Annotated in this window: 24 protein-coding genes and 4 pseudogenes; 17 read left to right on the top strand and 11 right to left on the bottom strand. The window is 39.7% G+C overall.

The window, feature by feature from the left end; genetic code table 11:
• The first annotated feature begins 40 nt into the window (after positions 1-40).
• Positions 41-1,327: an aminopeptidase PepB gene (pepB, locus tag ACZ1G6_RS13105; RefSeq protein WP_472616687.1), complete on the top strand. Its 1,287-nt coding sequence runs from the start codon at positions 41-43 to the stop codon at positions 1,325-1,327.
• A 5-nt stretch (positions 1,328-1,332) separates the two neighbouring features.
• Here the strand turns inward: pepB and ACZ1G6_RS13100 are convergent, their stop codons facing one another.
• Positions 1,333-1,515: a helix-turn-helix domain-containing protein gene (locus ACZ1G6_RS13100; protein ID WP_472616686.1), complete on the bottom strand. Its 183-nt coding sequence runs from the start codon at positions 1,513-1,515 to the stop codon at positions 1,333-1,335.
• Positions 1,516-1,618: 103 nt separating this feature from the next.
• Here ACZ1G6_RS13100 and ACZ1G6_RS13095 point away from each other — a divergent pair, with 103 nt between their 5' ends.
• Together ACZ1G6_RS13095 and ACZ1G6_RS13090 are read left to right on the top strand one after the other, a co-directional pair.
• Positions 1,619-2,230, top strand: coding sequence for a YjaG family protein (locus ACZ1G6_RS13095; RefSeq protein WP_472616685.1), 612 nt, complete (start codon positions 1,619-1,621; stop codon positions 2,228-2,230).
• Positions 2,231-2,393: 163 nt separating this feature from the next.
• Positions 2,394-3,005 (top strand): DUF642 domain-containing protein, encoded by a 612-nt coding sequence (locus ACZ1G6_RS13090; RefSeq protein WP_472616684.1) that lies wholly within the window; start codon positions 2,394-2,396, stop codon positions 3,003-3,005.
• An 85-nt stretch (positions 3,006-3,090) separates the two neighbouring features.
• Here the strand turns inward: ACZ1G6_RS13090 and rsmD are convergent, their stop codons facing one another.
• Positions 3,091-3,696 (bottom strand): 16S rRNA (guanine(966)-N(2))-methyltransferase RsmD, encoded by a 606-nt coding sequence (gene rsmD, locus ACZ1G6_RS13085; RefSeq protein ID WP_472616683.1) that lies wholly within the window; start codon positions 3,694-3,696, stop codon positions 3,091-3,093.
• A gap of 281 nt (positions 3,697-3,977) precedes the next feature.
• Here rsmD and ftsY point away from each other — a divergent pair.
• From ftsY to ftsX, 3 genes and pseudogenes are all read left to right on the top strand, one after another.
• Positions 3,978-4,901, top strand: a pseudogene (gene ftsY, locus ACZ1G6_RS13080) (signal recognition particle-docking protein FtsY); the annotation flags it as partial.
• An 83-nt stretch (positions 4,902-4,984) separates the two neighbouring features.
• The gene (ftsE, locus tag ACZ1G6_RS13075; RefSeq protein WP_472616682.1) at positions 4,985-5,662 is read left to right on the top strand and encodes a cell division ATP-binding protein FtsE; all 678 of its coding nucleotides are present in this window, start codon (positions 4,985-4,987) and stop codon (positions 5,660-5,662) included.
• Positions 5,663-6,644, top strand: a pseudogene (gene ftsX / locus ACZ1G6_RS13070) (permease-like cell division protein FtsX). It begins immediately after the preceding gene.
• Between the two features lie 12 nt (positions 6,645-6,656).
• On the opposite strand, the gene ACZ1G6_RS13065 reads toward ftsX, so the two are convergent.
• Both ACZ1G6_RS13065 and ACZ1G6_RS13060 read right to left on the bottom strand, forming a co-directional pair.
• On the bottom strand, positions 6,657-7,880 hold the full coding sequence (locus ACZ1G6_RS13065) for an EAL and HDOD domain-containing protein (RefSeq protein WP_472616681.1): 1,224 nt from the start codon (positions 7,878-7,880) through the stop codon (positions 6,657-6,659).
• Positions 7,881-7,890: 10 nt separating this feature from the next.
• Positions 7,891-9,120, bottom strand: coding sequence for an EAL and HDOD domain-containing protein (locus ACZ1G6_RS13060; protein WP_472616680.1), 1,230 nt, complete (start codon positions 9,118-9,120; stop codon positions 7,891-7,893).
• A gap of 426 nt (positions 9,121-9,546) precedes the next feature.
• On the opposite strand from ACZ1G6_RS13060, the gene rpoH reads away from it, so the two are divergent.
• Positions 9,547-10,401 carry an RNA polymerase sigma factor RpoH gene (gene rpoH, locus ACZ1G6_RS13055; RefSeq protein WP_472616679.1) on the top strand — a complete coding sequence of 285 codons (855 nt, stop codon included), beginning with the start codon at positions 9,547-9,549 and terminating at the stop codon, positions 10,399-10,401.
• Positions 10,402-10,417: 16 nt separating this feature from the next.
• On the opposite strand, the gene ACZ1G6_RS13050 is transcribed toward rpoH, so the two are convergent.
• From ACZ1G6_RS13050 to pip, 3 genes are read right to left on the bottom strand one after another with little or no spacing between them, the layout of a single operon-like run.
• A complete protein-coding gene (locus ACZ1G6_RS13050) occupies positions 10,418-11,326 on the bottom strand; it encodes a bifunctional GNAT family N-acetyltransferase/hotdog fold thioesterase (protein ID WP_472616678.1) in 909 nt (302 codons plus the stop codon).
• A 46-nt stretch (positions 11,327-11,372) separates the two neighbouring features.
• Positions 11,373-11,810 carry a D-aminoacyl-tRNA deacylase gene (gene dtd, locus ACZ1G6_RS13045; protein ID WP_472616677.1) on the bottom strand — a complete coding sequence of 146 codons (438 nt, stop codon included), beginning with the start codon at positions 11,808-11,810 and terminating at the stop codon, positions 11,373-11,375.
• Between the two features lie 19 nt (positions 11,811-11,829).
• Positions 11,830-12,789 carry a prolyl aminopeptidase gene (gene pip / locus ACZ1G6_RS13040; protein WP_472616676.1) on the bottom strand — a complete coding sequence of 320 codons (960 nt, stop codon included), beginning with the start codon at positions 12,787-12,789 and terminating at the stop codon, positions 11,830-11,832.
• Between the two features lie 176 nt (positions 12,790-12,965).
• Between pip and ACZ1G6_RS13035 the strand changes: the two genes are divergently transcribed.
• Positions 12,966-13,187 (top strand): hypothetical protein, encoded by a 222-nt coding sequence (locus ACZ1G6_RS13035; RefSeq protein WP_472616675.1) that lies wholly within the window; start codon positions 12,966-12,968, stop codon positions 13,185-13,187.
• A 20-nt stretch (positions 13,188-13,207) separates the two neighbouring features.
• Positions 13,208-13,864 carry a DUF2959 domain-containing protein gene (locus tag ACZ1G6_RS13030; RefSeq protein ID WP_472616674.1) on the top strand — a complete coding sequence of 219 codons (657 nt, stop codon included), beginning with the start codon at positions 13,208-13,210 and terminating at the stop codon, positions 13,862-13,864.
• A 49-nt stretch (positions 13,865-13,913) separates the two neighbouring features.
• On the opposite strand, the gene metJ is transcribed toward ACZ1G6_RS13030, so the two are convergent.
• The gene (metJ, locus tag ACZ1G6_RS13025; protein ID WP_472616673.1) at positions 13,914-14,237 is read right to left on the bottom strand and encodes a met regulon transcriptional regulator MetJ; all 324 of its coding nucleotides are present in this window, start codon (positions 14,235-14,237) and stop codon (positions 13,914-13,916) included.
• Between the two features lie 136 nt (positions 14,238-14,373).
• Here metJ and metF point away from each other — a divergent pair.
• From metF to ACZ1G6_RS13010, 3 genes and pseudogenes are all read left to right on the top strand, one after another.
• Positions 14,374-15,256 (top strand): annotated as a pseudogene (gene metF / locus ACZ1G6_RS13020) (methylenetetrahydrofolate reductase).
• A 104-nt stretch (positions 15,257-15,360) separates the two neighbouring features.
• Entirely contained in the window at positions 15,361-16,269 is a 909-nt protein-coding gene (locus tag ACZ1G6_RS13015; RefSeq protein ID WP_472616672.1) for a virulence factor BrkB family protein, read from the top strand.
• 132 nt (positions 16,270-16,401) lie between these two features.
• On the top strand, positions 16,402-17,427 hold the full coding sequence (locus ACZ1G6_RS13010; protein WP_472616671.1) for a serine hydrolase domain-containing protein: 1,026 nt from the start codon (positions 16,402-16,404) through the stop codon (positions 17,425-17,427).
• A 108-nt stretch (positions 17,428-17,535) separates the two neighbouring features.
• Here ACZ1G6_RS13010 and ACZ1G6_RS13005 read toward each other — a convergent pair whose 3' ends face one another.
• From ACZ1G6_RS13005 to mutH, 3 genes are all read right to left on the bottom strand, one after another.
• Positions 17,536-17,748, bottom strand: coding sequence for a hypothetical protein (locus ACZ1G6_RS13005; RefSeq protein WP_472616670.1), 213 nt, complete (start codon positions 17,746-17,748; stop codon positions 17,536-17,538).
• 47 nt (positions 17,749-17,795) lie between these two features.
• A complete protein-coding gene (locus tag ACZ1G6_RS13000) occupies positions 17,796-18,041 on the bottom strand; it encodes a YfhL family 4Fe-4S dicluster ferredoxin (protein WP_472616669.1) in 246 nt (81 codons plus the stop codon).
• 77 nt (positions 18,042-18,118) lie between these two features.
• Complete coding sequence (gene mutH, locus ACZ1G6_RS12995; RefSeq protein WP_472616668.1) at positions 18,119-18,790, bottom strand: DNA mismatch repair endonuclease MutH; 672 nt, start codon at positions 18,788-18,790, stop codon at positions 18,119-18,121.
• 84 nt (positions 18,791-18,874) lie between these two features.
• Here mutH and rppH point away from each other — a divergent pair, with 84 nt between their 5' ends.
• The 5 genes and pseudogenes from rppH to ACZ1G6_RS12970 all read left to right on the top strand — a co-directional run bounded on the left by rppH (position 18,875) and on the right by ACZ1G6_RS12970 (position 24,253).
• On the top strand, positions 18,875-19,411 hold the full coding sequence (gene rppH / locus ACZ1G6_RS12990; RefSeq protein WP_472616667.1) for an RNA pyrophosphohydrolase: 537 nt from the start codon (positions 18,875-18,877) through the stop codon (positions 19,409-19,411).
• Positions 19,412-19,478: 67 nt separating this feature from the next.
• Positions 19,479-21,761, top strand: coding sequence for a phosphoenolpyruvate--protein phosphotransferase (gene ptsP / locus ACZ1G6_RS12985; RefSeq protein ID WP_472616666.1), 2,283 nt, complete (start codon positions 19,479-19,481; stop codon positions 21,759-21,761).
• A complete protein-coding gene (locus ACZ1G6_RS12980; RefSeq protein WP_472616665.1) occupies positions 21,761-22,567 on the top strand; it encodes a sulfite exporter TauE/SafE family protein in 807 nt (268 codons plus the stop codon). Before ptsP ends, ACZ1G6_RS12980 begins: the two co-directional genes overlap by 1 nt.
• Positions 22,568-22,571: 4 nt before the next feature.
• The gene (gene lgt, locus ACZ1G6_RS12975) at positions 22,572-23,384 is read left to right on the top strand and encodes a prolipoprotein diacylglyceryl transferase (protein WP_472616664.1); all 813 of its coding nucleotides are present in this window, start codon (positions 22,572-22,574) and stop codon (positions 23,382-23,384) included.
• 1 nt (position 23,385) lies between these two features.
• Positions 23,386-24,253, top strand: a pseudogene (locus ACZ1G6_RS12970) (thymidylate synthase).
• The last annotated feature ends 37 nt before the right edge of the window (positions 24,254-24,290 follow it).

The raw sequence follows: 24,290 nt of genomic DNA, 5'->3' as shown, positions 1-24,290 counted from the left end.
GCCATTATCTAAACTTATCTCACTTTAGTGTGGAGCATTTATGTCTTTTTTTACAGTTGAACTTACACAGAACACAGCAAACGAGCCTTATTCAGCAGGTAGCCTTGTCACTTTCGTCGAAAATGGCGCGTTAGTTCACATTACACAAACGATTGTGCATAAAGAACGTGCACTTCAAAAAGCAGCTCGTAAAATAGCGGCTACAGGCGTTAGTAACCTAAAATTTAATGGAAGTTGGACATTTGATGAACAAGTAAGTTTTGTTAGAAGTTTTTGCCCATCTAATTTTTCAGGCAGCATTCAATGGGCGCAAAATAGCGATGAAAAAGCCCTGGAAGACTTTTTATCTGCACTACTATTTACTCGTCAGTTAATTAATCAAACTCCCGAAGAAATGAGCCCAGAAGCTCTGGCAAATCAAGCGCAGAAGTTTATTACCGAACTAGCGCCTAACAATGTTAGTGTCACGCGCTTGACAGGTGAGCAACTTGTTGAGGCAGGCTGGCATGGCATATATGAAGTGGGTCGTGGAAGCACTCGCCCTCCAGTACTACTTGAAATTGATTACAACCCTACGGGCGATCCAAATGCAGAAGTCAAAAATGCCTTGGTCGGCAAAGGTATTACTTTTGATAGTGGAGGCTATAGCATCAAAAGTAGTGAAGGGATGCTAGATATGAAATGTGATATGGGCGGTGCGGCAACGGTAACGGGTGCGTTAGCCTTAGCAATCTCGCAAGGCCTCACAACACGCACAAAGCTATATTTGTGCTGTGCTGAAAATTTGATAAGTGGACACGCCTACAAACTTGGCGATGTGATTACGTATAAAAATGGTGTAAGTGTAGAAATCGTGAATACAGATGCTGAAGGCCGCTTAGTCTTGGCTGATGGCCTTCAAGCTGCTTGTGAAAGTGGTGCATCGTTAGTTGTGGACGCGGCAACCTTAACCGGCGCTGCAATGGTCGCAGTGGGCAAAGAGTATAATGCTTTATTTTCTATGCATGATGATACTGCTGATGAGTATATTGAGATTGCAAAACAAGTAAATGAACCTGCCTGGAGATTACCTTTAGAGGAATTCCATCAAGAAAACTGCCCGTCACCATTTGCTGATACTGCGAATAGCCGTTCGCAAAAAGGCGGAGGTGCTGCGGGTGCATCGAACGCAGCTGGCTTTTTATCACGCTTTGTGGATACAGAAAAATGTCAATGGTTACATATTGATTTAGCGGCTGCATACTCGCGAAATGCGACTGAGTTTATGCCTGCTGGGGCGACAGGCCTAGGTATACGTTCGATTGCTGAATTAATTTTGAAGCGTTGATAATTTTAAAGGCCACCAAGACGCTCTGCCAGCTCTTTGTACTTGCTAACGTCATCGTTATCAAACATGGGCTGGTCACTATCATTGCGACTTTTAGCAACAAGTAGGTGTTCACGCTCTAGCCTTGATACGCGAGCTTCGGGAACATTTAAAAATTCAGCAACTTCAGCGACAGACATTAGTGCCATTGTTTTCTCCTGACATACTAGATTGATTTTAGTAATCTCTATAACGACAGTGATGCAAAAAATGTTAGTAATCAATTATAAAAAATCCTGTTAAGGGCCCAAAATGAAAAGAAAAGAAGGTAAATTAGATACCTTTGCTCGTATTCGAGAATTATCAAAGCCAAGCGATGTTGTTTTTGCATGTGCTTTGTTACAAAGAATGTTGCCAAATTATGAGCGATTTAGTCAGCAACATGAATTTGGCGATACGGCATTAGCAAAATCGATGTTAAATTTATTATGGGAATGGTGTATGGCGCCAACGAATAAATTTAACCCTAACTTACAACTGGAAAAATTAGAGGAAATCATCCCAGAGCCTTCTAATTTTGACACCTTTGCGGTTTTTCCTGCCTTGGATTTTTGCATGGGCATAAGCTGTTTACTTCAAGACTTTGCTAATGAGCACGAATTTTCTGCAGTCACGATTGCAAAGTTGAGCCAAGGGTCGGTAGAGGCTTACTTACTTCATATCGACGATGACTTGATGATAGATGGTGAGACGATTAATCAAGAAGCCTTGCGAACTCACCCCTTGATGGAATATGAGATAGAAACACAAAGAAGCTTACTTGATTTTTGCCAACATAATAAAATTAACAAAGATTTTGTTAAACAGTTACGAGAAGACATTATTGGTTTAGAGCTTAGTAATTTGGGTTTAGACCCAGTGTAATAACTGTCAGGTTCTTTTACACTTATGAACGGTGAACGTTTAGTTGTCAAAAAAATATAGCATAAACAGGCGTTTGCAAGCTGGTATGATTTATGCTTTAAAGCTCATTAAGTAACCCAAAGTATAGTGCTACGGGTCGTAATAACAGAAGGTAGTGAGAAAAATGAATTGGTTTAACAAAGTTGCATTAGTACTTGTGATGTCTTTTGCTGGAAGTATTGCTAGCGCCAATCTTATTGTAAACGGCAGTTTTGAAAGTAAAGATATTGCTGATAATCGTTGGAAATGGTTTGAAGCGTCTGATGTTGATAGCTGGAGTGGCAGTAATTTAGAGTTTTGGGATTCGTTAAATGGTGTGAATGCGTATCATGGTGAAAATCACATTGAACTTAATGCACACCCTTACACCGGCAATGTGTTCACAATTGAGCAGTCGTTTGCGACCGTTATCAGTGGTGTATATGATTTAGGATTTGCTTACAGAGCACGTCAAAATGAGCATGAAGCGTTTCGCGTAGAAGTTATCTCTGATGGGACAACTGTGTTAAATATGCTTGTTGATGATCATATCAGAAGCAGCTGGTCTGTATTTGCAGACTCATTTGTGGCAACTGGTACTTTGACAACGCTTCGTTTTACGTCTGTCTCGCCAGCTACAAGCACGGTTGGTAACTTTATTGATAATGTGTCAGTAAGAGTGCCTTCGCCAAGCGTATTTGCTTTATTACTACTTGGTTTTGCAGGACTTGCTGCACGTAAGGTTTTCAAAGCATAAGTTTATCAGGTAGGGCCCCAATTAGGGCAACAAACTAATAATTAAAAACCAGGATTTGTATTCTGGTTTTTTTATGCCTGATACTTTATGCCAGATACTGAAACAAACGTGCATAGACTTGACTGGTTTTGATTTCTTTTAATAGTGAAAAATTCTCGGGGAGTTCGACATTATCATTATGACTGTTTTCGACATAAATCATCGCGTTTAAGGATAATATGTTTTGCTCAACAAGATGCGCAATTGCATTCTCAAGCATATCCATTCCAAAAGGAGGATCGATAAACACAATATCAAAGGTGGCAGTATTATTGAACTGAACTTCAAACGCACTGCACTGTTTTACCTCAGCATTACCTTCTTCACGCAAGGTTTGTAAGTTAGTCTTGATTTGTTCAGCCGTTTTTTTGTCGCGCTCAATAAAGGTGACATGGCTCGCTTGTCTTGAAAGAGCCTCGATCCCTAATGCTCCGCTACCAGCAAACATATCTAAGCACTTTGCGTTAACAATATCATTCATTAGCCAATTAAAAAGCGTCTCTTTTACGCGATCGGAGGTAGGGCGCAATCCATCATTTACCAAAACAGGTAATCGCCTTCCTCGGTGAGTGCCTGCAACAATTCTAACCAAACCTCGACTCGTTTTTGACGAATCGTTTCGTCTGCTTTTTGTTGTATTTTTCGGATGCATGGTTTTGCGTTTAGGTTTTGGTGACATAAGGAGCTAAAGTGTTATCATATTACGAATTACCCCAAGTATAACCTGAATTTGTCTAAACAATTCACAAATAAAGTGCAATAACGATGTCCAAATTATTTAATTGGTTCGGGAAAAAGCCTGAACCAGAAAGCAAAGAGCAGGCTTCAGTTTCTCAAGAAAACGAACATAACGAACCAGACATACAATCGGAAGCCTCAATTGTCGACACTGATATTGATGAGCCTAATGTAGATTTGGCTGAGCAAGACAGCCTATTTACTCGTTTGAAGGCCAGCCTTTCAAGGACCAAAGCTAATATTGGCAGTGGTTTTAGTGCATTACTGACGAATAAGACCATTGATGATGACTTATATGAGGAGCTAGAGACTCAGCTATTATTGGCTGATGTTGGCATGAACACGACTAATAAGATTATTGATAATTTAGTGCAAAATGCTAAACGTTCTGAACTCAAGAACTCTGAAGCTTTGTTATCCTTAATGCAAGATCATATGCAAAGCATGTTAGATATGGTCAGTATTCCATTAGATACCTCGCTAAGTTGCAGCGACAATGGACAAAAACAACCTTATGTTATTTTAATGGTTGGTGTAAATGGTGTCGGTAAAACGACAACCATTGGTAAATTGGCTAAACAGTTTCAAGCGCAGGGTAAATCAGTTATGTTAGCAGCAGGTGATACCTTTAGGGCTGCAGCGGTTGAGCAATTGCAGGTATGGGGTGAGCGTAATGATATTCCTGTTGTTGCTCAACACACCGGTGCTGATAGTGCGTCTGTATTATTTGATGCAATGGAATCTGCCAAAGCAAAAAACGTGGATATTCTGATTGCTGACACCGCAGGACGACTACAAAATAAAGACAACCTGATTGAAGAGTTAAAAAAGGTTGTTAGAGTCATGAAAAAGCAAAACCCAAATGCTCCTCATGAGGTAATGCTAACACTAGACGCTAGTACAGGCCAAAATGCCGTCAGCCAAACACGAATTTTCAATGATGCGGTGGGAGTGACTGGCATCAACTTAAGCAAATTGGACGGTAGTGCAAAAGGTGGTGTTATTTTTGCACTTGCGGATGAGTTTAAAATCCCTGTACGTTATATCGGAATCGGTGAGGGCATCGATGATTTACGTGCATTTGAATCAAAAGCGTTTGTCGAGGCCTTGTTTGCGTGAGGCCTTGTTTGCATAGTGAAGCAATATTTGCCATTGTTAACCAAGGGCTCTTGCTACTCTTATAAAAATTAAAATAATAAACCATGATTAAATTCGAAGATGTCAGTAAAACATATGCCGGTGGTCAGCGCGCTCTTACCAAGGTGAACTTTCATGTTGAACAAGGCGAAATGGCCTTTTTAACGGGGCACTCTGGCGCTGGCAAAAGTACCTTGCTCAAACTAATTAGTCTAATGGAAAGACCATCGGTCGGTAATGTACTAATCAATGGTCACAATCTAAACAAAATTAGCCGTAAACAAATAGCGTATGTAAGACGTGATATTGGCATGATATTTCAAAGTCACCAATTACTGATGGATAAAACAGTGTTTGATAATGTGGCTTTACCTCTAATAATAGAGGGCCACGGACGTAAAACAATCAACAAACGTGTTGATGCGGCGCTAGAAATGGTGGGTCTTCGTGACAAAGTCAATAATCTTCCTATTACGCTGTCAGGCGGTGAGCAACAGCGAGTTGGTATAGCGCGAGCAGTGGTAAACCGACCACCCTTGTTATTAGCAGATGAGCCCACCGGAAACTTAGACCCTAAGTTGTCCATGGAAATCATTAGACTATTTGAAGACTTTAATAGCGCTGGTGTATCAGTATTTATTGCAACGCACGACTTAGGCTTAATTGCACGAATGCGCTATCGAACACTTACTTTAAAAAATGGTCGAATGATTACCGACGGTTTAGGGCAGGAGGAGCTTTAAATGAGTGTTTTATTTAAAGGTCGTCAACAAGGGGCTTCTCGTCAAAGCATTGGCTTTTTCCAGCGTGTTATGATGTTTTTTACAGACCATGCCCGCCAATGTATCAATAGCCTTAGGAGAGCTTTACAGAGTGCCTTTTGCTTCTTTGATGACAATAGGGGTACTGGGCTTTTCCATTACACTTCCTAGTACATTGTATATCATCGTCGAAAATACTGAACAGGTCACACAGCAGTGGCAACAGGCTTCTGAGATATCTTTGTTCTTGCGTAAAGATGTCAGTGAGCCTCAGGCGCAGCAGTTAATGGCGCGCTTACAAACTTATAATGAAATAGCCAATGTAGACTATGTTTCTGCTGCGCAAGCATTGGATGAATTTCAACGCTTATCAGGTTTAGGTGAAGCACTTGATTACCTTGATGATAATCCGCTTCCTGCGGTGGTACTGATAAAACCCACCAATCGTCACGCATCGCCAACGGCCGCTAGTGAGCTGTTAAATAAATTACGAAAAGAACGAGAAGTAGATATTGGTAAACTCGATATTGAATGGCTTGAACGTTTGTATACCTTGTTATCTATTGCCAAGGAATTAGTATACTTGCTCGCAATTTTATTGTTTTTTGCCGTTGTGTTGATTATCGGAAATACCATTCGACTAAATATTTTGAATAAGCGCAGTGAAATTATGGTCATGAAATTAGTAGGAGCGACAGACTCCTTTATTCAACGGCCATTTTTGTATACCGGGTTCTGGTATGGCTTATTAGGTGGTTTGATGGCTTGGATTACCGTTAGTTTTATCTTGCTATGGGTGGGCTGGAGTTTAGATAGTTTTATGCAGCAATACCAACTAGATATCAATATCACAGGCTTGAATGTTCAGGCGCTATTTTTTATTTTGGGCTTATCAATTGTATTGGGTTTAGCTGGCTCATTTTTGTCAGTACAAAAACATGTAAATGACATTGAGCCAGAATAATTTTGGTATTGCCTAAAATGAAGGGCCAAGTGATTGTGACATTTTTGCTTGCCACTGCGTTGCCAGTCTGAAGTGTCGATGCAGAAAATCTTGTTTGACTTTGAGCGATTTTGACAAAACCAGTAGGCTCTCCCAGTCTGCGGTTTCAAAGGCCTTCGCGCTAAGCAAAATAGTATGGAATGCGCCTTTTTCTCTTAGCAGGGCATCTTCGATGGTGCTGTCAATTTTCAATGCTGCAAGCAAGTCTTCAAGTGGCCTGTCCAAAAGCACGTCTATCAATGAAAACAATCCAACTAAAAAAGCGCTCATATCGTCTAAGTTCTTAGATAGACTAGCATCGACTGATTCAAGATATTTTGCCCTTACCAATGACATATTTAATAGCTCAGCAGGCTTTTCAGATTTGAGTCCAGCTAAAGAAAGTACCGCAATGAATCGTCTTATCATCAGCTCACCCAAATAATTTAAAGCGTGGCGGATAGAATTGATTTTGATTGATTTATTAACCATTGGATTGTTAATAAACTTAATCAGTAAAAAAGACAATGCAGGGTCTTGCTCAAAAATACTTTGTAAACGGTCGATATTGAGCTTTGGTTCTGCAACTTCTTTGAGCAATTGCATATAAGCTAATTTGCTTGCAGGTATCGGTTTTTTGGTGTGTTCTATTGTTTTATCAAGGAAAAAGAATCCCTGTACATAGTCAATATCTAACTGGCTAAAGGCATCGAATTGAAATTTTGAATTCACTTGAGTGGCAATGATACGGACCCCCTTTTTGGAGGAAAGCTCTCTGATACTCTCAACCAATGCCTCTATGTTTTTACCTGCTTTGACTTTAACAAAATCGGTATAAGCGATTAATTGGCTAAACTGCATCATTTCTTGATTGATGACTATTTTAAATCCACTGGCTTTGAGTTTTTTTATCGCGTCTAACAAGGAACCTGACTTTGATTTTTTATTATCATATTCAGTTACCTCGACAATTAAATCTTTGTTATCGATATACCAACTGCAAAAATCGTCAATTTTCCCTATAGAAACACTGACCATAGTTTGATTATGTTCTAATAAATCATCGATGCCGAGACCGAAATCTGGTTTCTGAGCCTCCTCTGGCTCTTCACTGCCAATGGGTAATTCTCCAGCAATAGAATCCCGGTAGTAAAATTCATAAGCAAAGACTTCTTTTTTTAAATCGAAAATCGGTTCTCTTGCAAAAATATTAATCATCATTTGTACCTTAACTAAAATCTGACTTCATCGTATGGGCCCACTCAAGTGCTTCATAATACATCGCAAACAATTCATCTAATGGGATATCACTTTGTTTAGCCAATACATCGATAGCATCCCATTCGGCTTTTTCGAATGCGAGACACGTTTGATATTGTAAAGCTAACATTGAATCACGTTCTTTTTGACAAAGTACGTCTTTGAACTCAGCAGAAAATGGAAGACTAGACAAAACAGAGTCCATTGGCATGTCCAACAAAGCATCGATCATAGAAAATAGACCAAGCACAAAACTATCAGAATCTGTATGTTTATCTTTGAGTGCTTGTGACATTAATTGACAAAACTTTGCCCGTCCTAGGCTAATAACGATAAGTTCAACAGGCTTGTTACCTTTTAGGTTAGCAATCGCAAGCAGTGCAATAAATTTTTTTAGTTCAACTTCGCCCAAATATTTTAAGGCATGATTAACGTTGTTGATTGATTGCCTTTTATTGATCAAGGGATTGTTTATAAAGCGCATCAATTTGTAGGTTAGGCCAACATCAGCATCAAAGATTGTTTGTAGCTTTTGCATATCAAAAGTATCAGATACACTCATGCTAACCAGCTCAATAATAGAACTGACTGCCACCTCAATTTTTTTGTGTTTAACGACTTCGGGTTTAGATAAAAAGTAGCCTTGAAAATAATGAATTCCAGCACTTTTAAGTGTTTCAAATTCGTCTTTTGTTTCCACTCTTTCTGCGATAAGTATCTTACCTTGTTGTTTAAATTGCTCTAGTTGCTTAACCACTTTTTTGTCATCAAGGTTGATAATATCAACTTCGAGCTTGATGTAAGTAACATAAGGTATTAACGCATCCCAATGTTCAGCAAAGTCGTAGTCATCTAACGCGATTTGATAACCTAAATTATGAATATGCTCACACGCTTTTATAAGCTCGGGAGTTACCTTAACAGTTTCAATAATTTCAATGACAACAGCTAATGGGTCAAGTGTAGAAGGAAAGCGATAAAGTAGGGTATCTTGATGAAAATTAATAAACGCGCGCTTTGAAAATGTGATGCTCTCAAACCCAACAGATAAATGACTTTCAGCTAACATGTTACTTGTTGCTTCGTCAGGAGATATATCAGGGAAACAGTTCTTTAGGCCATCTCTAAACAGCAACTCGTAAGCAAACACATTTTGCTGTGTGTCATAAATAGCCTGTCGAGCAAGGTATGAAAACATACAAATCCTTCAAAATAATAACAGTCATTGGTGCTGAATGTCATATAACGATTAGTTGGAATTAGATATTCCTGAATATGTCAAAGTATCGGCTCATTTGCTAAAATATTTACTTATTTCTAGTTGAATAGAAACAACATTTAAAAATTATAAAAAAAGGTCGATTATTACTTGAGTTTTTAAGACTAATCCTTATATTTACTAAATTAGTATTAATATGAAATATTTTTGTTGAACTGGCGGTCTGATAAGAAGTCATATAGATCAGAATGATTTCCATGAATCAAGCCTTATAATAGTAGGCAGCACGATCTTGCAAGCATCAATTTGCAAACATGAGCTTGCAGATTGATATCGCAGACAGATATCGCCCATCAGCAATAATGGTATGAAGCAGGTGCTTCAACTAATGTAAACGAGGTAACAATGAATAAAGACATGAATGCGTTAGCAATGACAGTTTCCCAAGGGGGAAGCATTGAAAGCTATGTGCAGGCTGTTTCTGGTATTGAGATGTTATCAGCTCAAGAAGAAAAGTCTCTTGCCGTTCGTTTATTTGAAAATCAGGATTTAGAAGCGGCAAGAGCATTGGTTATGTCTCATTTGCGTTTTGTCGTTCATATTGCAAAATCATATTCAGGGTATGGTCTGCCTCAAGCAGATCTTATTCAAGAAGGTAATATTGGCTTGATGAAAGCAGTTAAGCGATTTGACCCAAATGTAGGGGTTCGCTTAGTATCCTTTGCTGTGCATTGGATAAAAGCTGAGATTCATGAGTTTGTACTGAAAAATTGGCGTATTGTGAAAGTAGCGACCACTAAGGCGCAGCGTAAATTGTTTTTCAATCTGCGAAAAGCCAAGAAACGCCTTGGTTGGTTTACGCATGAAGAAGTTCAAAAAGTAGCACAAGAACTTAATGTCAGTACAAAAGAAGTGTTGCAAATGGAATCGCGCATGGCGAGCCAAGATACTGCATTTGATTTAGGCAATGATGATGATGAGTCATCAACTTATAGCCCAGCACAATATTTAGAAGATAAAAGCGAAGATGTCGAAATGTCAGTTATCAATAGTGACTGGGACGAAAGTGCGGCTAAGCGTCTACACGCGGCTATTAAAACTTTAGATGAGCGAAGCCAGCATATTATTGAAACTCGCTGGTTAGCTGATGATAAGCTTACTTTGCAAGATTTGGCTGATGAGTATCAAGTATCGGCTGAGCGAGTAAGACAAATTGAAAAAAATGCGATGAAAAAGTTACAGTCGGCTATGGCTGCGTAAGTAGGAATTAACTTTTTTATTGATCTCTATTAAGGGGTAGTATCCAATATTGCCCCTTAAACTTTGCTACTGGCTTATCTCCATCATAAATATCAACACTTAGACTCGCAGGGCACTTTTTATTCTTTGAGAGTAGCTCTAAGTTAGTGTCAACTGACTCAATATGGCATAAGGCTCTTGGCCTGCTTGTGACCGGTTTATGGTAATGGATGTTAGCATCTCCAAGTACAATATCGCCTTGTAAATTTTTGTGTTTCAATTTTAGAAATAACATACCCCAACCTGTTAAGGTTGCAAGTGAGTACACACTTCCAGCAAACATAGTGCCATGTAAGTTGACATTTTTGTTAAGCGAGGCCCTTGTTTCAAGGCTTTTTTCTGTATATTGATGTAGCTTAATACCCATATGTTCCGTGATGGGGATATCCTCATACCATGTTTGTTGTAATTCGCTACACCATTTAGGGTGCAGGATAAGGGAATTATGCTCAACTAAACTTTTGCACATTTGTTTGCGTTTCAGCTTACCTAATTCTGCTGGTGCGTCGTCTACTATTTTAAAACCACAAGCACTGAAAAAACTAATTGAAGTATCACGAGAATTGGTGACTGCTCGCTGAGCTCCAAGATCACGAGCAGTTTGTTCTAATGAGGATAGCATTATCTGTGCTAGTCCTTTACGGCGGTATTTTTTATCAACGGCAATGTGGCGAATTTGAGCTTCTTCAGGTGTGTTAAGGTGCACCCTGCCAGTTGCGACAATCTCATTGTTCGGGCCCACAAGCATTCTATGCTCACTAACACTTTCATACTCGTCTCTTTCTGAGCCAATAGGATACCCCCACGGCTCTCGTAACCAAGTCCATCTAAAAGCAAAATATGCCTTTAGTTCTTCTTCAGTTTTAGGGATGGATAAGGTAAACACTCATACTCCTTGGGCGCAATTAGCCCATTATTTTACCACAGTGTGCTTAGATTTGAATGTAAAAGCTAGCGGGTCCATCATTTGTTAATTGGATTTGCATATTTGCCCCAAATTCACCGCATTGGCATGGCTCGTAATGTGACTGATAGTAATCAAGAAATCCCTGATATATTACTTTGGCATGTTGTGGAGATGCGGCTTTTGAAAAGCCAGGACGATTCCCTTTTTTAATATCGGCAGCAAGCGTGAATTGTGAGACGACAAGTAGCTTATATCCTGTATCTTGTAAGCTTAGGTTCATTTTCCCGTACTCATCTTCAAAGATTCTTAGTTTTTGTACTTTATCTGCCAGTTTCTTTATTTGCTCATCTGAGTCATTAGCCTCAACTCCCAGAAGAAGTAATATCCCATCATCTATCTGACCGATTATTTTGTTATCGACCATGACACAGGCTTGAGTGACTCTTTGTAATACACCGATCATAGTACTATTGAGTTTCCAATCAGGATTCTTGAGCTACCTTCATCTGTTTAGGTAAAGCAGCCATAATATCAATCAGCGCTTTGCTCACGCCAAATTCAGTTACGCTATGCCCTGCATCATCGATGATTGTCAAAGTGGCATTATTCATTTTTTGGTGTAAAGAAATAGCGGATTCACATTTGCATACCATATCGTATCGGCCGTGTACGATATGCATGGGAATTTCTGCGATACGATGTGCATTATCTAAAATATAGTTTTCATCCATAAAGCAGCCATTCATAATGTAGTGGCATTCAAACAAAGCTAGCGTATAAATCTGTTGAGAGCTTGCATGCTCACTTGCGTTGCTATCAACCCGTTTCAATTTAGAGATGTTACCTTCCCAATCAAACCATCGTTTTGCTGATTCGATACGAGTTGTCTCACAATTGCTAGTTAATTGATTGTAGTAGTGTGTACAAATTTCATCAGGATCTTGGCTGTCAATCCCTTCTACAAAGTTACTATATTGTATTGGAAAAATTTGTGCGGCAGCTTTTTGCGGCGAGATAAACCAATGAGAGTCTTCTTTGCGGCCTAAAAATATGCCTCTTAATACCATTGCATTGACACGTTTGGGATGCGCGATCGCATAAGCAAGCGCCAAGGTTGAACCCCATGAGCCACCAAATAGAATGAATTGCTCTATGTTGAATAACTTGCGAATCGTTTCTATATCCGCAATCTGTGAGGACATCGTATTATTACTTAAGCTCGCAAAGGGCTGAGAGCGCCCACATCCTCGTTGATCAAATGCAATGACACGATAATTATTACCAATGAACGGCCATTGATAATTTTGCCCAATACCCGCGCCGGGTCCACCATGCAGAAAAAGAACCGGGATACCCGAAGTTTCACCTGATTCCTCAACATATAATGTATGACCATCATGGGTCGCAACCTTATAAGATTTTGTTGCTTTAAAACCGTCCAAAATATCAATTCCCTTGTGTATTTATCTACACTTGTTTGTGCTTGCGTGATAGATTAATTATTATTGTTCATCCACTGATAGTAAGTGTAAGCAATAAACAGGTAAGATGACAATAGCAAAGCACAGATAGTGCAAAACAAGTTTATATATTCAAGTTTATATATTAAGGAACCTTTATGGCTGGACAAGGCTCAGGCGGTAATGTAATCGCTGCTATTTGTAACATTTTTTTCCCGGGACTCGGTCAACTTGTTCAGGGCCGCATTATGGCGGCAATCCTATTTTTCGTAATAGTCGCAGTAGGATACGCTTTATGGTTTTTAATCGTTCCCGCCATTATTGGTGCCTTAGTGCATTTATACAGTATTATTGATGCTGCTAAATTTAAAGCCGACTAAAAATTTAAGGATATAAATAAATGAAGAAGGTTATCAGTGTGGCAGCGCTTAGTATAATACTCTTAAGTGGTTGCCAATCGACAATAGATGACACTTACTTTAATTTGTGGGAAAAAGTAGGTGTTGAAAAACGCGAAATTTTAGTCGATAGAGTTGAAGATGCGCAAGAGACTCAAGAAGAAGCGCAAGAGCAGTTTGCTAGTGCATTGGAGGAATTTAGTGCCTTAATTAATTTTGATGGTGGTGAATTAGAGGATGTTTATCAAAACCTAAACGATCAATATGAAGCCAGTCAAGATAGTGCAGATGAGGTTACTTCTCGTATCGACAAAGTACAAAGCGTAGCTGAATCCTTATTTCGTGAATGGGAAGAGGAGCTACTGCTTATCAATAATCAAAATTTACGCAGAGATAGTCAGCGCAAACTGGCCGAGACACAGCGAAAATATGATGGGCTTTTGCGTTCTATGCGAAAGGTTGAAAGTAGCATGAGTCCCGTGTTGAGCGCCTTGCAAGACAATGTGCTCTATTTAAAACACAACTTAAATGCAAATGCTATTGGTGCTTTACAAGGTGAGTTTACTAGCATTAAAAGAGATGTGAACAATTTACTGTCCGAGATGAATTCGGCCATTTCGCAATCTGATGAATTTATCAAAACCCTACAATCTCAGTAATCTCTACATAAGTCAGTAAAGCGATAACCTTGCTTTACTGACTTAATGATTAGTCTTTTTTCTCTGCAGCTTCTACATCAAGCCCCATATTTGCCATGATTTGTCTTGCTTGTGCAGGGATTCGATTTGGGTTGTCTTTTTTCAAATCAGCGTCGTTAGGCAAAGGTTGCCCTGTAAATGCATGCAAAAACGCTTCACATAATAATTCAGAGTTAGTTGCATGACGAAGATTAGCGACTTGTCGGCGCGTGCGCTCGTCGGTTAAGACCTTTAAAACGTTAATCGGAATTGACACTGTGACCTTTTTGACTTGCTCACTTTTCTTGCCATGTTCCGCATAAGGGTGAATATACTCACCGTTCCAATCTGCCATATTCTTTATTCTTGTTATTTAGTTATATCAAAATTTTAACTGGTCTATAGAAAATATCAATCTAGACGTCTAAATTGCTTGACGTCTAGGCCATATTTTCGTAGTTTAGACGTCTAAACGTCTGCAAGGTCAGGTTATGGGTTCTTTCGCGCAAGGTATAGATGCACTAAATCAATCATTAAGCGAACTTCGAGACATCGAGGTATCGTTTGAATTTTTTCCCGCTAGCAACGAAGCAATGGAAACAACATTGTGGAAATCGGTCGAACGATTAGCGCCACTTAAACCTAAATATATGTCGGTCACATATGGTGCAAATAGCGGTGAACGTGATAGAACACATAATGTTGTCAAACGTATCCAATCTGAAACGGGTATTTGTGCTGCACCTCACTTAACCTGTGTTGACGCAAGCGCGCAAGAGCTTCGCATGCTTGCAAAGGATTATTGGGATAGTGGTGTCAGAAGGATAGTAGCCTTAAGAGGTGACTTGCCACCTACAATGGAGAAAACGGAACTATATGCATCGGATTTGGTGGGTCTTCTCAAAGATGTAGCTGATTTCGATATATCGGTTGCAGCATACCCTGAAAAGCATCCTGATGCTCCTAACGATCAGTTTGATTTACTGAACCTCAAACGAAAAGTCGAAGCGGGTGCTAATGAAGCAATTACGCAGTTTTTCTTTGATACAAGTGTTTTACTTAGATTCAGAGATAGAGCAGCGGCGGCTGGCATCGATGCTGAGATTGTACTAGGAATTTTGCCCGTTACTAATTATCAGACTCTTGTGCGTTTTGCTAACATGACAAATGTCCATGTGCTAAGGTTGGTTACACAAAATGTATGAAGGCCTGGATAAAGATGACCAAGCAACTAGAAATCTGCTGGGTGCTAATATTGCAATGGAAATGGTAAAAGTGTTAGCCAAAGAAGGCATAAAACATTTTCACTTCTATACGCTAAACAGAAGCGAATTAAGCTTTGCAATTTGTCACATGCTTGGTTTACGGCCTTAGCGTCTTTGGGCTTGTGAGATTCATTTTCGACTAAGCCTTATAAAGCCAGTTATATCTTGCTAAAATACTTGTCTTGTAGTGTTTACTGACTAAGAGCGTTTGGTGTGGATGTAATAAGCAAAATAAAACAAAGCAGTGCAAAGCGTTTGCCATTGCTCAAACAGATTGGCTTGAGTTTTTTCAAGAACCTATTAAGCGAACGTATTACTGTGTCTGCAGGTCATTTGGCATATGTTAGTTTGCTCTCTCTTGTTCCTGTGATCATGGTGTTTTTTATGATCATGTCAGCTTTTCCTGCTTTTGAAGAAATCCGTGGGCAAGTCGAAAACTTTATCTTTGCAAACTTTGTTCCTCATGCCGGTGATGTTGTGCAAAAGCACATGACAGATTTTGTTGGAAATGCTTCTGGGATGGGAGCTGCGAGTATTTTTTCCTTGCTTATTGTTGCCTTGTTATTGATTTCAAACATCGATAAAACATTCAATCATTTATGGAAAACTAAAGTGCAGCGTCCTCGGGTTTACACCTTCGCTATTTATTGGATGGTGATCACTTTGGGACCATTACTTGTTGGTGTGAGTATTGCGGTTAGCTCGTACTTAACGGGTTTAGCAACCTTTGCTGATGATTATACGCCTGGGTTTGGTACGGCGGTCCTTAAACTTGTTCCTTGGTTTTCTGCCATTGGTGTATTCTTGATTTTGTACATGGTCGTTCCCAATCGACCGATTCGTGCTAAATATGCTTTTTGTGGGGCTTTGCTGGCAACCATGCTATTTGAGCTGACCAAAAAGGGCTTTGCGCTTTATGTGTCAAACTTTCCATCATATGAAGTCATTTATGGCGCACTAGCCGTTGTGCCTATTTTATTTATGTGGGTATATTTGTCTTGGATAGTTGTTTTGCTTGGTGCAGTGTTTACTTATTCAATCACTACTACTTGTGAAGAACAAGATAGCAAAGAAGAGTCCGACGCGTTGACTGTTAACAAACGACAAACACAAGCAAGTTAATAGTAGGCGTTGCTTTATCACCGCATATAAAGTCTTATATGTGCTGACGACATAGCTTTTTACAATTGATTGATTGCACTATATTCCACAAATGAAATAATGCTGACTTTATGAAGTACTTGTGAGGTGTTTGTGACGGTGTGGAAAAAAGTGTTGTTAAAAACCTGTTTTGCTTTATCAATCATGTCAGCGAGCATTTATGTATTTGCGCCTTGGGAATACGGACTTTACTATTTAAAAGCAATTCCTAGTAGCGTTGAAGCAGAAATGCAACTTGCAACCAAGCATGGATTAGATGGCATGATTGTATATGTAGATGGCCCACATACTGGCCCTAAGCTATATGCAAGTGGTTGGCATGATAAACAAATGCAAATACCTGCCTATGACAATGCCTTATTTAAAATAGCCAGTATTGCGAAACTATATGAAGCAACAGCGATAGCGAAAATGGCGGCTGCCAATTTGCTTGAGTTAGACAATACGCTTGCCAACTATTTGCCTGAACTAAAAACTCGCATTGCCTACGCTGATAAAATCACCTTACGAATGATGGTAGAGCATCGCAGTGGTATTCCAAATTTCACTGACCAAATGGGATTCGACTGGGGTTCAAATTCTCTTGATGTCTTGGATTTGGTCTTAGATAAACCTGCAGACTTTTTGCCGGGTGAGGAGTATGCATATTCCAATACCAATTACCTGTTATTGCAAAAAATAATGAGCGCTGTATTGGGCTATCACTACACTCAATATATTCAAAAAGAAATTCTAGTTCCATTGAACTTAAACTCAACTTACTTCTCAATTCATGAGGCTGAAAGTGAGCAAATCATGAACGGTTATCATGTGGGTTATGAGCAAAGCTTTAAGCATCTAGATCAAGGTTATGTTGCGAATGCGCAAGATGTCGGTATTTTTCTAAGGGCATTAAATGACGGTAGCTTGATGACGGAACGAGAAAATGAGATCTACAAAAGCTTGTATCGATATGATCATAGTGGCTGGGTCTTAGGTTACTCGAGTATCGCCCGTTTTTACGAGGACATTGACACGGTCATTATTCAATTTAGTAACACTACCGGTGACGATAGAGTGATATTGACAAACATTGTTAATACTCGCATTGAAAAAATTGTTCGCAAAAGTAAGCTGTAGAAGTATTTTCACGATTGAACAGTGTAGTCATGACGCTAGTAAAATCGGCGCTTTGCAGCAAAATGTAAAGCGGATAAAGAATATTTATAATTGCATTATACAAAAACCTCAAAAAAGTTTTTTACCGCTTAGAGCGATATAAAAAGCGACAACTCCAACAGCACCGTAAATCACTTCAAAAATATCTATTTCAGCGTTCTTTCCATCTATTACCATGCTCACTAACATAAATGCCAAAATCAATGAAGGAAGTGATGCGATACCCAACATAATTCTCACCGCAGTTGATAGCTTGTTTGTTTGTGGGTCATTCAATGTCATACTTTGTCCGTGATAGTTAAAACATGAGAAGTTGCGGCAAAGCACAATTAACCATGCATTCGAGTAAATTTTTCGGCCAATTGGTCAACAGATTCAACACATTTAGGATCTGCAATGATGCATTCTACAGGGCATACTAATACGCAACTTGGTTCATCGTAATGCCCAACACACTCAGTACATTTAGTGTTGTCTATTTCAAATATTTCATCGCCCATTGTGATTGCTTCATTCGGACATTCCTGCGGACACAAGTCACAGTTGATACATTCATCAGTTACCATTAAAGCCATTATATATTCTCCCCAAACGCCAATGTAAAAGACCTAGCTAATATACGCTGTAAGCCTTCTTAGCTTGTTGACCTAACTCAATAAAATGACTGTTTGAGAATGTTTGCGGTGAATGACTTTCGCAAATAAAAGCCGCGAGGCCTAGTTTGTATTATTGAACCTTGTGGGCCAATTGCCTTAGTTAATGCTTTTCCATCTGCAGCTTTAGGGCGAATCTGTAATACTTCACCAATGCGCGCCGTAATTTCCTCTACCTGACCTAATATGATCATGTCGGTTAATTCTTCCCAGTCATCCTTCATTTTCTGCAGCTCTATTGAGCTGGGTGACCAAAGAATTGGAGAACCGATATGTCGCTCAGACGGCGGTATATCTCTTTCCCCTTCAACGGGTATCCAAAGCACTTTACGAAGTTTGTTTCGCACATTCGAAAGCTCCCAAGTTAGCCCATTAATACCAGTAAGCGGTGAATAACAAACATAGGTTGTTTCAAGTGGAGATTGTTGATGTGATAGTGGTAATGTTTTCAACTCTATCCCTAAATGAGCAAAATCTTGCTGAGGTTTACTGCCTGCTGTCGCACCCAAATAGCGTTCAATTAATTGACCAGACCATCCTTTGTGGCGCTTAAAGTCTATAGGCACCTCAATACCAAGAAAGTGGGCGATATCACTCAAGCGTGCACCTGCCATAGCATCAGCGCGCAGCATTAATTCTTCTTGTGTAGCCGGCGGATTGGGTATTTTCACAAAAGACCAACAAATACTTTGAATAAAACAGATAATATGAAAGAATGCTACCATAATAAAATATAACCGCGCTAGGTAATCTAAGTGATTGATACCGAAGGATTCCGCGCGAATGTTGGCATAATTATATGCAATAAATCCGGTCAAGTGTTCTGGGCTAGGCGTTACGGCCAACATTCATGGCAATTTCCACAAGGTGGGATTGACCAAGGCGAATCAGCTGAACAAGCAATGTATAGAGAGCTATACGAAGAAGTTGGACTGCAAAAGAAAGACGTGAAAGTGCTGGCCATGTCACGCAGTTGGTTGCGTTACCGCCTGCCCAAACGACTCATTCGAAAAGGCTCTGAACCCGTTTGTATAGGGCAAAAGCAAAAATGGTTTTTGCTGCAGCTAACATGCGAAGACAAAGATGTTAATTTAGCAGCTTCAGGTCATCCTGAGTTTGATGATTGGCGTTGGGTTAGTTATTGGTACCCAATCCGAAATGTCGTCTCATTTAAACGTGACGTATACCGTCGCGCTATGAAGGAATTTGTTTCGTTTGTGATGCCAGTATCGAAAATGCAGGCGTCTAACAATTACCGCAAGAACAGAAGACGCAAAAAGCCTGCAAAATAAAGCGTATTTGTGAAGACGCTATTAGCGCCTCAATAATATTTAACAACACTATCTCTGCAGGAGTGATATGTTAACCAGTCTAAAACAGATCATTCAAGAAGTCGGTCAAATACCAGCGCTAGATCAGGCTTTAAATCATTTAGTGACAATGGTTAAACAAACGGTATCGGTTGATTCGTGTTCAATTTACCTTGCAAATTATAGCACGCGCGAACTTCTGCTATCGGCGACTGATGGGCTGGACAAGCAAGCGATTGGTAAAGTTAAAATTGGATTTGATGAGGGTCTTATTGGCTTAATTGGAGATAGAGAAGAGCCTATCAATATTGAGAATGCGCAAGAACACCCCCGATTCAAACACTTTCCCGAAGTAAAAGAAGATAACTACCATGCGTTTATTGGTACGCCAATTATGTACCAACGGAAGGTATTAGGTGTTATCTCAATGCAACAAAAAGCAAGTCGACGATTCAGTGAGGATGAAGAAGCATTTCTAGTCACTTTAGCGTCTCAAATCGCCCTTGAAATTGTTAATGCAGAAATTACGGGAAAGTTTTCGCTAGACGATAAGCATCAAGAAAATACGTCCAAAGTCCTCAATGGAATACCAGGTTCCTCTGGTTTAGCGATAGGTATCGGTGTTGCATACAAAAACAAATATGACTTAGGACAGTGGATACCTAAAAAAAATACAAATAGTGCTGAGCAAATTGACTTATATCGTCAAGCTGTTGAAAAAACCCGTACACAAGTGAATGATTTATCCGCTAGCGTGTCAGACAATATCCCTGAGGATGTAAGTGCAATTTTTCAGCTTTACCAACAACTGCTTGATGCAAATAGCTTAGGCAGAGAAGTTGAAGCAAAAATCCATGATGGCTGGGATGCAGCATCTAGTCTTAAACTTGTTGTGGAAAGTTATGCCTTGCGTTTCAAAAATATGGATGACCCATATATGAGGGAGCGTGCGGTTGATATAGTTGATTTATCAAATAGGATATTGCTTAATATTTTAGGTGATAGAGACATTGATTTTGATGCTAAAACAAGTGATAAATGTATTTTGGTTGCAACGGAAGTTAGCGCGCCAATGCTTGCGGAGTTTCCACGTGAAAAGTTAGTGGGTATTGTTTCAATAAACGGCTCCAATAACAGCCATGCAGCTATTTTAGCTCGTGCTATGGGTGTCCCTGCTGTAATGGGCTTACATCGAATCTCTCTAAATGCCCTTGATAACAACGAATTGTTTATTGATGGTTACTCGGGTGAAGTGTCGGTCAATTTCAATGACAAGGTGCGTGGCGAATATCAAAAACTGATTAAACAAGAGGAATTGCTACAAGCAAAAATTGCGAAAGTAGCAAATCTGCCTAGCATCACGCTTGATAAGCATGCTATTTCCTTGCTAGTGAATGCAGGTCTTTCGGCTAACGTTGAAATGGAACAATTTGTTCAAGGAGATGGCGTTGGTTTATACCGCACTGAAATTCCTTTTATGATGCGTGAGCGTTTTCCATCCGAACAAGAACAATGTGATTTGTATCATAGCTTATTAAGCGCATATCCAAATAAAGAAATCACTATGCGTACTCTAGATGTGGGGGGCGACAAACCCTTATCTTATTTCCCCATTACAGAGGATAATCCATTTTTAGGGTGGCGAGGAATCCGTTTAACCTTGGACCATCCTGATATATTTTTGGTGCAAATACGAGCAATGTTAAAAGCCAGTATCGGCTTGTCTAATTTACATATTTTGTTGCCAATGGTGTCAACAATCAGCGAGGTGATTGAAGCAAAGCGCCTGATTAAACAAGCATTTTTAGAAGTAAAAGAAGAAGCATTCTTAAAAGGTGAAATGCTATCAAAGCCTGCAGTTGGCGTAATGTTAGAAGTGCCTGCAGTGATTTTTCAAATTGCGCAGCTGGCAAAGCATGTCGATTTCTTTTCAGTGGGAACCAATGACCTCACGCAATATTTATTAGCCGTTGACCGAAATAATGCCAGAGTGGCCGACTTATATTCTAGCTATCACCCATCAGTGCTTAATGCTTTGCAGCAAATCATAAAACAATCTAATCAACATGCTATTCCAGTGACTGTGTGTGGGGAGCTTGCTGGAGAACCGACAGGGGCCTTATTACTAATGGCGATGGGCTACAAGAAACTGAGTATGAACGCGCACTCTTTGCGAAAAATCAATTGGGTAATTCGTAATACTAACGTGCTTGACATACAAGGCTTGCTGCAAATAGTACTTCGCCAAGAAACAGCACAGCAAGTAAAGCAGCTCTTGGATGATTACCTAGAAGCAAGAAAACTTGGTGGGCTTGTGAGAGCGGGTAGTTAATGGACCCGGTTATTATTGTTTTTTTAGCTTGTGTTGCTTTAGGTTGTATTGTTGGTGTACTAGCTGGTTTACTTGGTATTGGTGGTGGCCTAATTATTGTGCCCGTACTTTTATATATGTTTACGCATTTACTAAATATTAGCGTAGAGCATGCAATGCCTATTGCGATCGCAACTTCATTATCCACAGTCATCTTTACAGGTATGTCTTCAGCCCGTTCTCATTTTAAATTAGGGAATATCGAAAAAAACATTGTGATTTGGTGTGCATGCGGTATCGCTATCGGGGCGACCATCGGTGCTTTGTTTGCCTCATCTATTTCAGGACTTGTTTTAAAACGAATTTTTGCAGGACTTGTCATTGTCATTGCTTTGCAGATGATATTTGGGCGCAACACCGTTTCAGATAATAGTTTTAGCAAAGGCCTTTTGAGTAGTATTGGTCTTGGCAGTGGTTTTGTTGCAGCTTTAATGGGAATAGGCGGTGGTGCATTATTGGTCCCAATACTGGTGTGGTTCCAGGTACACATAAAAAAGGCCATTGGGTGCGCAGCATTTTGTGGCATTGTGATCGCTATTTTTGGGACATCTAGTTTCGTTTACAGTGGATGGAATGCACAATATCTTCCACAATACTCCTTAGGCTATGTATTTTTGCCTGCAAGCGTAGGAATTATCATAACCTCAATGATAACTGCACCAGTAGGTGCTAAACTAAGTGCTAAATTGGATACAAAAAAGTTAAAACGAATATTTGCCATGTTTTTAGTACTTGTCAGTATTCGAATGATTATAGGATTAGAATAACTCGATGAGTGCTACCGGATATTTACCCTTTCCCAACATTAACCCCATAATTTTTGAAATAGGTCCTGTCGCTTTGCGCTGGTATGGACTTATGTATTTGGTTGGTTTTGCAGCCGCCTATTGGCTTGCATCTAAACGCTTATCGACAACAACATGGTCTAAAGAGCAGCTCAGTGACTTACTTTTTTATGGTATGTTAGGCGTGATTCTGGGGGGGCGATTTGGTTATGTTTTGTTCTATAAATTCCCAGAGTTTCTTGATAACCCTTTATTTCTATTAAAAATATGGGAAGGGGGGATGTCTTTTCATGGTGGTTGCTTAGGCGTGATTCTTGCGTGTTTCATATATGCAAAAAAACAAGGTTGGAAGTTTTTACAAGTTGGCGATTTTGTTGCACCCTTGGTTCCTATAGGTTTAGGTGCTGGGCGCATTGGTAATTTTATCAATGGCGAATTATGGGGGCGGCCTACCGATGTTTCTTGGGCATTTGTTTTTCCAAACGCAGATGAACTCCCAAGACACCCATCACAGCTTTATGAGTTCTTTTTAGAGGGAGCCGTATTGTTCCTTATTTTATGGCTATATTCAGCAAAGCCTAGACCAGTGGGTGCAACAGGTGGACTATTCTTGTTAGGCTACGGTGTATTTAGATTTATTGTAGAATTTTACAGGGAGCCTGATATGCACCTTGGCCTTTATGATATCGGCTTAAGTCAAGGTCAAATGTTGTGTATCCCGATGATTTTAGCGGGCCTAGGCTTAATTGTTTATGCCTACAAGAAAGATGACAAACGTGCAGTAATGGCAAAAAGATAAGATGACAAAAGCTAACAAAACACAGTATGAAGACCTCTGCTTTCGATTAATAAAAGAAGGCCACTGGGTTGAAAACGAACGTACAGGCATTCGTTGTCTTACCTTAATCAATGCAGACCTTGAATATGATGTGGGTAATAACGAATTCCCATTAGTCACCACACGAAAATGTTATTATAAGGCGGCAATTGCTGAGTTATTAGGCTATTTGCGGGGGTATGATAGTGCAGAGCAATTCAGACAAATAGGATGTAAAACGTGGGACGCTAATGCAAATGAGAACCAAGCATGGTTAAACAATCCAGCACGTAAAGGCCATGATGACATGGGGCGAGTATATGGTGTTCAAGGGCGTAACTGGCAAAAACCCAATGGCACAACGGTCGACCAGCTTAAAAAAGTTGTTCATAACCTCAGTAGGGGAATAGACGATAGGGGCGAAATTCTTACTTTTTATAACCCTGGTGAATTTGATCTGGGGTGCTTGCGGCCTTGCATGCACACCCACACTTTTTCGCTTTTAAACGGAACACTGCATCTTACCAGCTACATGAGAAGTTGTGACGTACCACTAGGATTGACTTTTAATATGCCGCAGTGTTTCGTGCTATTAGCACTAATGGCACAAATTACCGGTCACAAGCCAAGGCAAAGTATTTCATAAAATTGTCAATGCGCACATATATGAGAATCAGCTAGAGTTAATGCAAAACGAGCAGTTAGCACGAACGCCTTTTGATATGCCTAAGCTGACCATTAACAAAGATATTAAAAGCTTAGAAGACATTGAAACATGGGTATCGACTGATGATTTCATTCTTCACGATTATCAAAGTCACGAAGCGCTTGCTTACCCATTTGCAGTTTAAGAACTTGCAAGAACTGCCGATAAAGAGTTAATAGATA

The sequence above is a fragment of the Glaciecola sp. HA4-3 genome, from assembly GCF_055693685.1.
This window is presented reverse-complemented; position numbering and strand designations above follow the sequence as displayed.

Bases quoted from the DNA above. Each gene is read 5' to 3' on its own strand.
- pepB (WP_472616687.1), top strand. From the start codon at position 41: ATGTCTTTTTTTACAGTTGAACTTACACAGAACACAGCAAACGAGCCT.
- ACZ1G6_RS13100 (WP_472616686.1), bottom strand. From the start codon at position 1,515: ATGGCACTAATGTCTGTCGCTGAAGTTGCTGAATTTTTAAATGTTCCC.
- ACZ1G6_RS13095 (WP_472616685.1), top strand. From the start codon at position 1,619: ATGAAAAGAAAAGAAGGTAAATTAGATACCTTTGCTCGTATTCGAGAA.
- ACZ1G6_RS13090 (WP_472616684.1), top strand. From the start codon at position 2,394: ATGAATTGGTTTAACAAAGTTGCATTAGTACTTGTGATGTCTTTTGCT.
- rsmD (WP_472616683.1), bottom strand. From the start codon at position 3,696: ATGCATCCGAAAAATACAACAAAAAGCAGACGAAACGATTCGTCAAAA.
- ftsE (WP_472616682.1), top strand. From the start codon at position 4,985: ATGATTAAATTCGAAGATGTCAGTAAAACATATGCCGGTGGTCAGCGC.
- ACZ1G6_RS13065 (WP_472616681.1), bottom strand. From the start codon at position 7,880: ATGATTAATATTTTTGCAAGAGAACCGATTTTCGATTTAAAAAAAGAA.
- ACZ1G6_RS13060 (WP_472616680.1), bottom strand. From the start codon at position 9,120: ATGTTTTCATACCTTGCTCGACAGGCTATTTATGACACACAGCAAAAT.
- rpoH (WP_472616679.1), top strand. From the start codon at position 9,547: ATGAATAAAGACATGAATGCGTTAGCAATGACAGTTTCCCAAGGGGGA.
- dtd (WP_472616677.1), bottom strand. From the start codon at position 11,810: ATGATCGGTGTATTACAAAGAGTCACTCAAGCCTGTGTCATGGTCGAT.
- ACZ1G6_RS13035 (WP_472616675.1), top strand. From the start codon at position 12,966: ATGGCTGGACAAGGCTCAGGCGGTAATGTAATCGCTGCTATTTGTAAC.
- ACZ1G6_RS13030 (WP_472616674.1), top strand. From the start codon at position 13,208: ATGAAGAAGGTTATCAGTGTGGCAGCGCTTAGTATAATACTCTTAAGT.
- metJ (WP_472616673.1), bottom strand. From the start codon at position 14,237: ATGGCAGATTGGAACGGTGAGTATATTCACCCTTATGCGGAACATGGC.
- ACZ1G6_RS13005 (WP_472616670.1), bottom strand. From the start codon at position 17,748: ATGACATTGAATGACCCACAAACAAACAAGCTATCAACTGCGGTGAGA.
- ACZ1G6_RS13000 (WP_472616669.1), bottom strand. From the start codon at position 18,041: ATGGCTTTAATGGTAACTGATGAATGTATCAACTGTGACTTGTGTCCG.
- ptsP (WP_472616666.1), top strand. From the start codon at position 19,479: ATGTTAACCAGTCTAAAACAGATCATTCAAGAAGTCGGTCAAATACCA.
- ACZ1G6_RS12980 (WP_472616665.1), top strand. From the start codon at position 21,761: ATGGACCCGGTTATTATTGTTTTTTTAGCTTGTGTTGCTTTAGGTTGT.
- lgt (WP_472616664.1), top strand. From the start codon at position 22,572: ATGAGTGCTACCGGATATTTACCCTTTCCCAACATTAACCCCATAATT.